The sequence below is a fragment of the bacterium SCSIO 12844 genome (genome assembly GCA_024397935.1).
Lineage (GTDB): Bacteria > Pseudomonadota > Gammaproteobacteria > Francisellales > Francisellaceae > M0027.
Map to the genome: position 1 here is coordinate 136,087 of CP073743.1, position 13,005 is coordinate 149,091.

14 protein-coding genes are annotated in these 13,005 nt (G+C 31.0%); 10 read left to right on the forward strand and 4 right to left on the reverse strand.

The features are described 5' to 3' along the window. Positions 1-3 precede the first annotated feature (3 nt). A complete protein-coding gene (locus tag KFE69_00615; GenBank protein ID UTW42682.1) occupies positions 4-1,302 on the reverse strand; it encodes an efflux RND transporter periplasmic adaptor subunit in 1,299 nt (432 codons plus the stop codon). Between the two features lie 161 nt (positions 1,303-1,463). On the opposite strand from KFE69_00615, the gene KFE69_00620 reads away from it, so the two are divergent. The 3 genes from KFE69_00620 (at position 1,464) to KFE69_00630 (ending at position 3,244) form a co-directional block, all read left to right on the forward strand. Continuing rightward, positions 1,464-1,766: a hypothetical protein gene (locus KFE69_00620; protein ID UTW42683.1), complete on the forward strand. Its 303-nt coding sequence runs from the start codon at positions 1,464-1,466 to the stop codon at positions 1,764-1,766. Positions 1,767-1,842: 76 nt separating this feature from the next. After that, positions 1,843-2,208 carry a hypothetical protein gene (locus KFE69_00625; protein ID UTW42684.1) on the forward strand — a complete coding sequence of 122 codons (366 nt, stop codon included), beginning with the start codon at positions 1,843-1,845 and terminating at the stop codon, positions 2,206-2,208. 73 nt (positions 2,209-2,281) lie between these two features. Further along, entirely contained in the window at positions 2,282-3,244 is a 963-nt protein-coding gene (locus KFE69_00630) for an isopenicillin N synthase family oxygenase (GenBank protein ID UTW42685.1), read from the forward strand. A 5-nt stretch (positions 3,245-3,249) separates the two neighbouring features. Here KFE69_00630 and KFE69_00635 read toward each other — a convergent pair whose 3' ends face one another. From KFE69_00635 to KFE69_00645, 3 genes are all read right to left on the reverse strand, one after another. Then, a complete protein-coding gene (locus KFE69_00635) occupies positions 3,250-4,077 on the reverse strand; it encodes a VUT family protein (GenBank protein ID UTW42686.1) in 828 nt (275 codons plus the stop codon). A gap of 141 nt (positions 4,078-4,218) precedes the next feature. Then, complete coding sequence (locus KFE69_00640; protein UTW42687.1) at positions 4,219-4,410, reverse strand: DUF2188 domain-containing protein; 192 nt, start codon at positions 4,408-4,410, stop codon at positions 4,219-4,221. A gap of 70 nt (positions 4,411-4,480) precedes the next feature. Next, on the reverse strand, positions 4,481-6,529 hold the full coding sequence (locus KFE69_00645) for a mechanosensitive ion channel (protein UTW42688.1): 2,049 nt from the start codon (positions 6,527-6,529) through the stop codon (positions 4,481-4,483). A 148-nt stretch (positions 6,530-6,677) separates the two neighbouring features. Here KFE69_00645 and KFE69_00650 point away from each other — a divergent pair, with 148 nt between their 5' ends. The 7 genes from KFE69_00650 to KFE69_00680 all read left to right on the forward strand — a co-directional run bounded on the left by KFE69_00650 (position 6,678) and on the right by KFE69_00680 (position 12,964). Then, positions 6,678-7,529 (forward strand): mechanosensitive ion channel, encoded by an 852-nt coding sequence (locus tag KFE69_00650; protein ID UTW42689.1) that lies wholly within the window; start codon positions 6,678-6,680, stop codon positions 7,527-7,529. A 67-nt stretch (positions 7,530-7,596) separates the two neighbouring features. Next, on the forward strand, positions 7,597-8,544 hold the full coding sequence (locus KFE69_00655) for a hypothetical protein (protein UTW42690.1): 948 nt from the start codon (positions 7,597-7,599) through the stop codon (positions 8,542-8,544). 10 nt (positions 8,545-8,554) lie between these two features. Then, positions 8,555-9,457, forward strand: coding sequence for a 30S ribosomal protein S6--L-glutamate ligase (rimK, locus tag KFE69_00660; protein UTW42691.1), 903 nt, complete (start codon positions 8,555-8,557; stop codon positions 9,455-9,457). Positions 9,458-9,460: 3 nt separating this feature from the next. After that, positions 9,461-10,489: a succinylglutamate desuccinylase/aspartoacylase family protein gene (locus KFE69_00665; protein ID UTW42692.1), complete on the forward strand. Its 1,029-nt coding sequence runs from the start codon at positions 9,461-9,463 to the stop codon at positions 10,487-10,489. Next, complete coding sequence (locus KFE69_00670; GenBank protein UTW42693.1) at positions 10,486-10,965, forward strand: ATP-dependent zinc protease; 480 nt, start codon at positions 10,486-10,488, stop codon at positions 10,963-10,965. The genes KFE69_00665 and KFE69_00670 overlap by 4 nt, the downstream gene beginning before the upstream one ends. Positions 10,966-11,047: 82 nt before the next feature. Next, positions 11,048-11,893 carry a DUF4396 domain-containing protein gene (locus tag KFE69_00675; protein ID UTW42694.1) on the forward strand — a complete coding sequence of 282 codons (846 nt, stop codon included), beginning with the start codon at positions 11,048-11,050 and terminating at the stop codon, positions 11,891-11,893. A 141-nt stretch (positions 11,894-12,034) separates the two neighbouring features. After that, positions 12,035-12,964, forward strand: a complete 930-nt coding sequence (locus tag KFE69_00680) for an aldo/keto reductase (protein UTW43934.1) — start codon at positions 12,035-12,037, stop codon at positions 12,962-12,964. The last annotated feature ends 41 nt before the right edge of the window (positions 12,965-13,005 follow it).

Here is a 13,005-nt window from a genome sequence, read left to right on the forward strand (position 1 = left end):
TACTTAATGGCTCCTGTGATGGCTATGTGATAGTGAATTAGCTTTATCATCATTTGTGGAGGTCATAAGCCTTTTTAAACTTGTTTGGATATCTGACTCTGAATCAATTAAAAACTGAGCTGAGGTAACGATAGCATCACCTGATTGTAGACCAGCTAAAATCTGATAATAATCATTCGTAGTTAGGCCGATTTTAATTTCTTGGGCAGAAAAATGATTATTTTTATCTGCAACGATTACATAGTCGATATTCTTTAGGCGTATAACAGCAGATTTTGGTACAGCCAAACTATGTTTAATCATTTTGGATTCAATGGTTACATCCATATATAAATTAGGTTTTAATAGCTTTTCATTATTGGCTAAAGTTGCTCGAGCACTAAAAGTTCTTGTGGTTGGATCAATCGTTGGTGAGATAAAATCAATCTTGCCAGAAAAGCTCATGTTTTCAATGCCATTGACTTTACCAATGACTTTATCACCTATTTTAACCTCACTAATTTGATTGGGGAAAACCTCTATCGATAGCCAAACTGTATTTAAGTTAACTATGGTCATTAAATTCTTATCAGGTGTAATATACATACCTTCTTTGGCATCGAGTTCAGATATTACACCAGAGATGGGTGCATAAATATCAACTAAGGTATCAGCCTTTTTATTTTTAATAATTCGTTGTATTTGCTGTTGAGAAATACCTAGTGATTCTAGTTTAGAGATTGCTGAATCAACATAGTTTGTTTGATCAATATAGGGGTTATTTTTAGATAGTTGATTAGAGGTTGTTTGCTCTTTTATGGCTAAGACTAATTCTTGTTCAGCTTCAATTAGTTTAGGTGAGTATATTTTTGCAATTAATTCTCCCTTATTAACATAAGCACCGATTTCATTAATATTTAATTGTCTTATCCAGCCATCTTCATAAGTGTGGATATGCTCAATATTGTTATCATTTTCTTTAACAATGCCTAAGGTGTTAATTGTTTTCGTTAAATTATGATAGTCAACAGGTTCGATTTTTACGCCGATATTATGAATCATATTTGGTGCAATATAGACACCATTACTTTTATGATCTTCTTTATAAACAGGTACAAGATCCATGCCCATAGGTGATTTTCCAGGGTTATCTCGTTTGTAGTTTGGATCCATTGGCGCAACCCAATAAAGAGGTTTGTTTTCATGAGCCATATTACTTTTATTTTTTACAATAGAATGGCTTGTATATAGTAGCGTTATACCGACTCCTAAACAAACTCCGATAATGATCAAAAGCAGATGTTTAATCAGTTGGGGCTTCATGCCAAACTATCCTTTTAACTCTATTTTAAATATTTTTAGTATAGATAATGTTAGGTAAGGTTTATATGATGATATGAAAAATATAATATTGCATTGGTAGCAGTGTTCAAATTAATTTAAGATCATAGCAACTAAATAATAAAGTCTAAGGTTTAAAGTTAATGTATGTGTCGATTCGTCAGTATAAATTAATTAAAGGTACAGTAGAAGTAATGAAAGAAAAAGTTGATAAAACTTTTTTACCTGAGATTAGATCAGCCGAAGGCTTTGTTGATTACTCTGTGATAGTTGGTGAAAAAACAATAAATAATCTACCACATATCATTACGATTAGTATTTTTAAAGAAGTGCAGTTTGCAGCTCAATCAAGTCAAATAGCTGCTAAATGGGCACAACAAATGCTACCTTATTTTGAGTTTGAAAAAATATCAGAAACCAGAGGCTATGTAGCGAATAGAGGGTAACTAATGAATATTTTTAGCATTACTCTACTAAGATTTTATCTATAGTTAATAGAGGAAATCATTAAGGAATTTGATTATGATAATTTATGTAGCAGTAATGGCAATTATTTATATTATTTTTGGTCTTGTATCTTTAGTTTCAATAGAAAAAGCATTTGCATTTTTTAATATTAGATTTTCTAAAACAAGTAATGCATTGAACGAGTTTCAAGCAGCTTATGGTGGTATTAATACTATCATTGGCATATTAGGCTTAATTTCGATTTATTATACATATTTAATTGAGCATTTTTTATGGATTATTTTAATAACTAATTTGGGCTATGCATTAGGTAGAGCATATGCTTATTTAATTGGTAATAAACCAACGCCTAAATTAATGATTATATGGTGTGGTGAAATAGTTATTGTTATCTTATCAGCGCTTTTTTTGCTTTATTAATCATTGTTTTTTACATTTTGTGATCTGATTTAGAATCAGCTAATATTAAAAGAAGTAAAATATGGGGTTATTGATGGCTATTCCAATTTTAGATTTTAGTAGTATAAATAATGAAGTACCACGTTATGATAAGCTTGCGAAATCATTTTATGATGCCTATTCAACGCTTGGCTTTGGTTTAATTACAAATCATGGCGTCAATAAGAGCCTTATTGATCAGTTATTTCAACAAATGAAAGCCTTTCATGCCTTACCAGAAGCAATCAAGATGAAATATAAATATACACAATATTTAAGAGGCTATTTGCCAGGAAATATTTCAACGTTAAAGTCATCGACACTTGCCAATGTGACTAAACCAAATCAAAGTGAATCCTATATGATTTTAAATGAAGCCTTAACTGAAGAAGAAAAGCTTTACTTAGATCAGACACCATTTGGCGGTGTACAAATTTGGCCAGAAGAATTACCTGAATTTCAAAAAGTAGCGCAAAATTATTATCAGGCGCTGATAAATTTAAGTGGGCATCTGGTGAAAATTTTAGCACTTGCATTAAAATTACCTGAGGATTATTTTAAGCCATACTTTAGCCAGCCAAATATTTTCTTTCGTATGTTATTTTATCCACCAAGACCAATCGATACACCAAGTGATGTCTATGGCTCAGCCCCTCACACTGACTATGGTTGCTTTACCTTATTATTACAGGATTCAATCGGTGGCTTACAAGTTAAAGATACAGATGATACTTGGATTGATGTGACAACAGACCAGTATACATTTATCTTAAATACAGGTGATATGATTGAACGTTGGAGTAATGGTACTTTAAAGTCAACACCACATAGAGTAATCAATAAGAGTAATAATAAACCAAGATATTCTGTGCCATTTTTTTATAATTGTAATTTAGATACAATTGTTCAACCATTAGCGACTTGTATTGGTACTAATCATCCTGCTTTATTTGAGCCAGTTAATTATGGTGATGCATTAACTAATAAAATTATTACTAATTATACATTTTTAAAATAGTTTAATTAGTGAGTGATCTGATTTAGCCTATTTGTATGATTAGCTGAGAAACCGCTAATGTTAAATGTTAGTTGCTTATCTAGTGTATCAATTTTTTCTTTACGTTTAATATAGGTGCATAAAGTTGATGTAATAAAAGGACAAGCAAGTAATTCATAGAGCATTTTTATGACATATTGAGTAACTGCCATCATAAAAATTTGTTGAAAGCTTAATCCAGTAAAACTAAATGCGCCAAAACAAAAAATAAAAGAATCCAAGAGTGCACCAATGCTGGTTGATAATAAAAATCTGCGAATGAGTCTTAGATTTTTCAGTGGGTTATAACTTAAACTTTGAGGCTTATGATTTCGATAATCACGTATTTTTAATTTAGATAAAATATAACTATTCGTTAACTCACTAATAGCAAAGCTGATAAACGATAAGATAAAGACTCTAATTGTAATACCATACTGACCAAAGGTTATTTCATAGATTGGATCATGTTGATTAATGCCATGGATTAAAGCAATTAAAAATAATAAAATCAAAGCTATAAAATTTAATTTTAATGCAGTTTTAATGGCATTGCGTGCAGCATTAAAACCATAGATATCGGTAATGATATCATCGATAAAAAATGAGACAGAATAAATGAATATCGCTGCTGGCACGATTGCGGTATAAAAAGATAGGTTAAAAAGAATGATTACTTTTGAAGCGGTAATATTTGAGAGAAAAAATAAAATACAATAAAGTGAAACTAAAAAATGATATGTATTGTACTGAGTATTTTTCGGACTTGTATTTTGATCATTTATGTTTGATGCGCTAGTTAAATCTATCTTCATATTAATTTCCATTGTCAAATAGCAGAGTATTTTATAGATAAGATAAATTAAAAATCAAGATAAAAGTAAACTGAAACTTTAGTTTACTTTTATTGTGGAATGATTTGAAAAGGATTAAAGCTAGTATAGCTACTCCATTAGCTATACGCTTCTGATTTGTCCATTTTTACTATGGATTTTAGTCCCTGCATTTTGATTTCTGGCAATTTGTTTAGCAAGTTGAACTGCTTCTTTTTGTGTTGCACAGATTTTCGTTGCTTTAGTATTACCTTCGCCTTTTACAGCCCAACCATCTTGATGGGGTAATACATGTTGATTTTTGCCTTTAGTCATAAGTTTGCCTCCCCTATGTTTAATTAAAGACATAGATAAGTATATCAATAAATAAAAAAATATATAAAAATTATTTTTCATGTTGATATAAATGTACATCTCTTTGTGGGAAAGCAATGACAATATTATATTTTTTAAACGCATGATCAATGGCAAAATTAAGGTCACTTTGAATTTTGAATTTATTGTTAACATCGTGAATGATACACCACAGTTCAAAGTTTAATGAACTATCAGCAAACTCTCTAAATAAAACACATGGCTGATCCGGTTCTGTTTGGATAACACTTGGATGCTCTTTTGCGACTGATAATAATACTTCTCTAACAAGCTCAATATCGCTACCATAGGCAACACCGACACTACAAGCAATACGCCAATATGGGTCTCTAAACATGTAATTGGTAACTTGATTTTTGATTAGATCAGCATTTGGTACTATCACATCAGATTTTGCCATTGTTGTAATTTGAGTTGAGCGAATGCGCACTTTTTTTACAAAACCTTCTGTCTCGCCAACGATGATTCGATCACCTGGCCTAATCGGTTTTTCAAGTAAAAGTACGATACCTGAGACAAAGTTATTTACGATATCTTGAAGACCTAAGCCGATTCCAACTGATAACGCACCTGCAATAATTGCAAGGCCAGTAAAGTTAACACCAGAGACTAATAAGGCAATTAAAATAGCAAGTGAAAATGAAGCATAACCAATAATTGATGCCATAGCAACTTGAAGGTCTTTATCTTCTTTTTGATATTTTTTTGAGATCGATGCGCTAAAAAAGCGACTAACAAAACATAAAACTACAAAGATAAATATTGCTAAAAGAATTTGAAAAATATCAATTTCGATTTGAAATAATTCAAAACCATTGGATAACGCAAAGATAAACTGATGTGGGTAGGCTGTTTTCCAACCCCAGAGATAAACAAGAAAAGTTAGATAGAGAATAACAATTAAAATATTAGCTATAACTTTTAGTATTACTGTCTCTGGTAATTTTTTATTTGGCTTTACACCTAAGTAAAATCTTAATTTTTGTTGCCATAATTTTTTACTCTCATCAAGTTTTGAAATTGCATAGATAATTAATTTATTAATATAGACAATAGCAATTATGCCTAATGCTGAGAGAAAAATGTTCCTCAAAAGATAAATGGCAAGATTATGATAACCATAAGCAGTTAATGCGATGATGCTAATTAGGACAATTGCAAATAAAGTTATTAGCAATCGATAAAATAATGGGTATGTGATTAACATTTTAATCAGTAATGCACACCAGAATAAACAGATACAGCCACAAATAATAAGTAGTTCAAATGTTAAATCAATAATCAGTTTAGGTGATTGACTAAGGCTTAAGGCGAAATAAATAAAAATACCAATAAGGCCTAATAAACCGAGTATATTCATACGGCGATATAGTTTCTTTTCGTATTGCTCAAACTTAGTTAACTGTTCATTTTTGAGTTGCTTTGTAGGGTTATATAATACCCATTTAAGAAAGTACCAATAGATGAAATATAAGATAATAATCGATAAAAAAAGATACCAGTTTTCAAATAAAATGTGATTGAAGATTTTGTCAATTGATATCGTTTCAAAAGCTTTACTTAAGCTATTAATATCACTAAACTGATACCAAATTGTCTTTTCTTTCATCAATAGCTTTGAAGTTGTTAGACTATGTAATGTGTTGATATAAGCGTTAATCGCTTCATCAGTACGAATTTTAAATAAGCGGCACTCTGATACCGTTTGAATCAGTTTATTTTTTTTATCAACTAAATAGTTAACATCTTTACGACCAAGTTGAAATTGATTCGCTGTTTTTAAGCCTTGTAATTGATTGTTGATTGATTGAAGCTGTGCTGAATTTTCCTCAAAACAAATAGTTGCTTGTTGACGTAAGTCAGATAAGGTTTTAATAGCTTGTTCAAAGTTTATTGGTTTTAAGTTTTCAGTTGATAATTTTAAGGCAATTTGATCAAAAGTCGCATTCGCATTTTCAATGGAAAAATGTTCATCCTTTACTGCTGCAGAACAATAAGAAATACTAAAAAATAAGAGCATGATGATATGAAAAATATGCTTTTTTACATAGTGAGTCAATGCGATTCTCCAAATGGTCCACTACTGATTAAATATAGTTTAAATGTTCGATTTTTCTATTGATTAGATGTAAAGTTATATTGTTAAAAATACTAACTCAAGATACTATTTTATCAATTGGTTATTAATCGAATTAAAAGTGTATATAATGAACTTCAATAAACTATTTGATCAATCAATTCTGCCAAATTTATTACACAGTTTGGTAGCATTCATTATCATTTTTATTTTATTTATTTTTGTATTTTGGACTTTTAGAAATAAATGTGAAACTGAAAAGCAAAAATCAAAGCTTCGTTCAAGGCTACTTTATGTGGCGATGTGTATTTTTGTGATTACTTTAATTCAAATTTGGATTGAAGGTTTGACACATATTTTTACAATGCTTGGTTTAGTTGCCGCAGGTTTAGTTGTTAGTAATAAAGAAACGATTATGAACTTTGTTGGGTTTTTAATTATTAACTGGCGTGGTCTTTTTACTGAGGGTGATTTTGTTCAAATACAAAATTACACAGGTTATGTTGATCGAATAGGTATTTTATATTTTAAACTTTATGAAACATCTGAGTTAGGTCAAAAGCAGACTACGGGTAAAAAACTTAAATTACCAAATAGTTTAGTCATTACATCACCTAGCATTACTTTTTCACCTGATGCAAATGTGATGTTATCACAACTTCGTTTTATTATTGATTGGCAAGCAGATACATTAAAAATTTTAGCATCAGTAGAATCTATAATACAACAATTACTTGATAATGATTATCAGTCGGTTAGTTCATATAAGGATAATTATATTAAAAAACGCAATAAAACTTTAGCTACTTTGATTTCACTGAAGCCAAAGATATATGCTAAATTACCTTATGATAAAGGTAAGGGGTTAACAGTATGTGTAGATTACTATGCTTACGTTGATGATTCTAAGCTAATAGAGACTAAATTTTGGCAGGCATTACAAAAGTTAACATTAGAGGAAAATATAACACTTATATTTTAAACTTAAATAATGTCATACTAGTTTAATTAGTTAAATATTTTCAATGAGGTGAACTAGGATAGTCACTATGAAAAAAAAGATAGCAATACTGTCGCTAGATGGGCAAGGAGGAGATACTGAGTTATCTCAAACCCAGTGGCAAGCATCAAATCAGTTAGTTTGGATACGCTTAGATTTAGATAGTGCTAAAGCGTTTCTTAAGAAAATAGATATTTCTTCACTAGCAAAATCCGTATTATCAGCAAAAGATACTAGACCAAGAAGCTTAATGTTTGATGACTATTTACTAGGAAGCTTCAGAGGTATTAACCTAAATAAAGCAAGTGAACCTGAGGATATGATTTCAGTTAGAGTATTAATCAAAAGTAACTTAATTATTACGGTTCAAAGAAGAAATCTAGTCACTACCAATGAAATTGAAGAATTATTACGTCATAAAGTAGGTCCAAAAAATAGTGCAGAGTTTTTAGAGTTATTATTAAATACGTTGGTTGAAAAATCTTCAGATGTATCATCAAAAGTTGATACAGAGTTAGATCAAATTGAAAATGAAATACATAATAAATTAAAGCATATCGATCGCCATTTATTAAGTGATATACGTAGGCGCATTATTACATTAAGGCGATATTTAGTACCTCAAAGAGAGGCAATTAATAGGATTAACTCAGATAAACTATCATGGCTAGATATGAATAATACGTATCGATTACAAGAAGTCTCTGACAGCTGTGTTCGAATTGTGGAAGATTTAGATGCCATGTATCAACGAGCTATTGTTTTACATGAAGAATTATCTGCACTGATTCAAGAAAAAATTAACCAAAAAATGTATTTATTGTCGATAGTTGCAGTTATTTTTATGCCAATTAGTTTTATTACGGGTTTACTAGGGATAAATGTTGGCGGTATTCCTGGCGCTGATTTTCGCTATGGTTTTTTTGTTGTTTGTTGTGTTTTAGTTATCATTTTATTTGTTCAGTTATTTTACTTACGTAGAAAACGATGGATTTAGGAGATTTATATTGAAAATTGCCATACTTTCACGTAAAGAAAGTTTATATTCAACGAATCGTTTAAAAGAATCGATTGAAAACCGTGGCCATGAAGCCTTTGTCATCGATTATTTAAATTGTTATATGGATATTAATTCAACAAAACCATGTATTCGTTATCAAGATGAAGTGTTATACTTTGATGCAATTATTCCAAGGATTGGTGCTAAAAGAACATTCTATGGTACAGCGATTGTGCGTCAGTTTGAGGCAATGGGTACTTATTCAATTAATCCATCAATTGCAATTACTAGATCAAGAGATAAACTTCGATCACACCAAATACTAGCGATGAAAGGCGTTGATATGCCAATTACGGGCTTTGCCAGTTCACCTAAAGATATTAATCGTTTAATTAAGCTTGTTAATGGACCGCCACTTGTAATTAAGCTAATTGAAGGTACACAAGGCATTGGTGTTGTCTTGGCAGAGACGAAAAAAGCTGCTGAAAGTGTTATGCAGACATTAATTGGTTTAAATGCAAATATTATTGTTCAAGAATTTATAGAAGAGTCAAAAGGAGAAGATATCCGCTGTCTTGTTATTGGTGAGAAAGTTGTTGCTGCAATGAGGCGTCAAGCTGAAGAAGGAGAGTTTCGAGCTAATATTCATCGAGGAGGCTCATTTGAACTTGTTAAAATTACTAAAGAAGAGCGCCTTGCAGCGGTTAAGGCTGCAAAAATAATGGGATTAAAAATGGCAGGAGTTGATCTTCTACGTTCTGCTAGAGGTCCTTTGATATTGGAAATTAACTCATCACCTGGCCTTGAAGGTATTGAAGGAGCAACAAAAAAAGATATTGCTGGTATGATTATAGATTATATTATACAAAACGCTAAACCAATTAGCAGTAAGAGCCGTTATCAAGGATAAAAGATGGATGATGTTATAGAAATCAATAAACAAACGATTCTTCTTGGTGAGAAAAAAATTATACTCCTACCTATGCCACAATTATATGATAGCACGCCCTTATCAATGCCTGTGCATGTGCTAAGGAGTAAAAAATCTGGACCTATTTTATGTTTGTCTGCTGCAATACATGGTGATGAATTAAATGGTATCGAGATTATACGGCGTATTCTCAAACACAGTGCATTAAAACAAATGAAAGGTACGCTAATTGCTATTCCTATTGTTAATATGTATGGTTTTCTCTATCAAGATCGTTATTTAATGGATCGAAGAGATTTAAATAGAGTATTTCCAGGATCAGAAAAAGGTTCACTGGCATCAAGGCTTGCACATCTAATTTCGACTGAAATTATTAATAAGGTCACTCATTGTATAGATTTACATACAGGTTCATTGCATCGAACTAATTTACCACAAATAAGAATTAGCTCAAATTGTAACGATGAAATGTTAGCAATGGCTCAAGCCTTTCATCCACCTGTAATTTTAAAGACCAAGCTATTAGATGGTTCTCTAAGGCAATATACAGCAAATAGAAATATTCCAACATTATTGTATGAAGCAGGTGAATCTTTACGCTTTGATGAATATTCCATTCGTACTGGTGTTAAAGGCATATTAAATGTGATGGAATTTTTAGGAATGATTAAAAAACGCGCGATAAAAACAAAAAATAATCAGCTTAATAGTAATATTGCTCAAGCAAGTTACTGGGTTAGGGCATCACATAGCGGTATTTTTCAACCAAAAAAATTAATCGGTCAACAAGTTAAAAAAGGTGAATTATTGGCAACAATTGGTAATCCTACAACAATCGATGAACAAGCACTGTATTCACCTATTTCAGGTGTTATTATTGGTAAAAATATATTACCAATTATTCATGAGGGTGCGGCATTATTTCATATCGCATCATTTCAATCAATTGATTTAGCAAAAGAGCATATAGAAAATTTACAAGAATCTTATGATGAGCAAATACAAGGATGAAAAGCGTAAAAGTAATTAGCGATAAGTTACTAATTGGCAGAAATGAATGGTTTTCGCTATCAGAATTTAATATACCATTGATTAAAGGAAAAATTGACACAGGTGCTAAAACATCATCGCTTCATGCATTTGATATCCAAGCAAGTATAAAAGATGGTATCGATATCGTTGAGTTTAAAATACATCCACTACAAAATAATACCACAATTACGATAACTTGTAGGACTCCAATTATCGATGAAAGATATATTATGAGTTCTAGTGGCCATAAAGAAAAAAGATTTGTTGTTCAAACATTATTAAAGATAGCCAATGTAGCTTGGAATGTTGAAATGACCTTATCTAATCGAGATCCATTAAAGTATCGAATGCTAATTGGAAGAGAAGCGTTAAAAAATAAAGTATTGATTGATCCAAGCCTTATTTGTAATCAAAAGAAATATAGTAGAAAACAGACAATGGATTATTATATTTAATCAAAATAGGATTAATTAGCTAAGATTGTAAATGATGATTGTTATTTTAAAACTGAATCAAACTTCAATATTGGAGATTATGATGTCATTAGTGCTTACAATTTGGTTTATACTTTTAATCATTAGTTTTATATTTGTCTTATTTGATAGTTTTTTTAGAGTGCCAATCTCTTGGGTTCAAGCATTGGCTTGGTCAATTGTAACACTGTATGCTGGGGTGATTGCTTTAATATTTTATTTAATTACCTGCCGTAAGCGTGGGGTTAAAGCACATGATGAATATATCAAACCGATCTATAAACAAGCGTTTAATAGTCAAATGCATTGTATTGCGGGAGATGCGACAGGTGTTATTATTGCCAGTATTATTTTAGCAGGATTTAGTGTTACTAATGGCTTAGAGCTTGTCATTGAATATGTATTAGGGTTTATCTGTGGATTATTTATTTTTCAAGCATTGATGATGCTGCCTATGTATAATTATCAATATCTTCAAGCAGTTAAAAAAACGCTTTTTGCTGAAACGGTTTCTATGAATTTTGTTATGATGGGCATGTTTTTGATAATGCTTATTCTAACAGAAATTTGGCCACAATCTATGAATCCTTTAAGTTTGTATTTCTGGTTTAAGATGGATATGGCTGTTGTGGTTTCAATGCTTACTGCCTATCCAATTAATTATTATTTAGTAAAGCGAAAACTAAAACATGGCTGTATGACCAGTTATGGTGCAAAAGAAGACCATACGATGATGGCATCCGATCACAACCATCATCAAAATGATCATCATGCTCAATTAGAAGGTCACAATCATCACCAAGTTGGTCATATTTCTTTAATAAAACAATTTACTTGGATTGTAGCGACATTTATTATTTTAATTGTTGAACTATGGATCATAAATTTATTTATTCCAGTTAATTTTTAGTCATACTTGCTTATACAGTTGGTGATTGTGAATTTCAGTTTAATTTTAAGTTGAGGTTTCTATTTCTTTGACTTTAAGGCAGAATAAATGCATCTATTTTGATAGTTAGGAACTAATGCGATGAATGATGTCTTATTTACAATGAATAATCATATAGAGATTAAAGCTTTAGGATTAGGTACTTGGAGAGCAGCAGCGGGAGAAGTATATGATACAGTGATTGAAGCGATAAAAATAGGTTATCGTCATTTTGATTGTGCTTGGATCTATGGTAATGAAAAAGAAATAGGTCAAGCCATTAGTGATGCAATAAAGATGAATTTAGTTAAGCGCGAAGATTTATTTATTACATCAAAATTATGGAATGATTCCCATGGAAAAAATAATGTAGAAGCTGCATTTAAGCGTAGTCTATCGGCATTGAATCTCGATTACATCGATTTATATTTAATTCACTGGCCAGTGAGCTTTGTAGAAGGTATCGCATTTCCAGAATCAAAAGAGCAGCTTATCGCGAATAATTTTCCACTATTACTTGAAACGTGGGCAGAGATGGAAAAGCTTGTAGATTCAGGTCATATAAAAAGTATTGGTGTTTCAAACTTTAATATTAAAAAATTAGATAAATTATTAGATAAGGCAAGGATTAAACCGGTTGTTAATCAAGTCGAACTTCATCCCTATTTAGCACAAGATGATTTATTAGCTTATTGTCAAGATCATCAAATCATATTAACTGCGTATTCACCACTTGGTTCTAAAGGTAGAGATATCAGTGATCAGGGTAATAGCGTTTTAGAGCACCCGGTGATTCGTTCAATTAGTGAGAAATATCATATTACCGAAGCACAAGTGTTAATTGCTTGGGCAATTAATCGTCATACGATTGTTATTCCAAAATCGATTAACCCTAAACGTTTAACACAGAATTATCAAGCACAGTTTGTTAAGCTTGAAGAAAATGATATGCAAATGATTAATCAATTAGATAAAAAGTTACGCTATGTTGATGGTAGTTTTTTAGCTTTTGAAAATAGTGAATTTACGACTGAAGCACTTTGGGATAAATAATATTTAATTATAATTTAAATTGGTATATAATGGGTTAATTC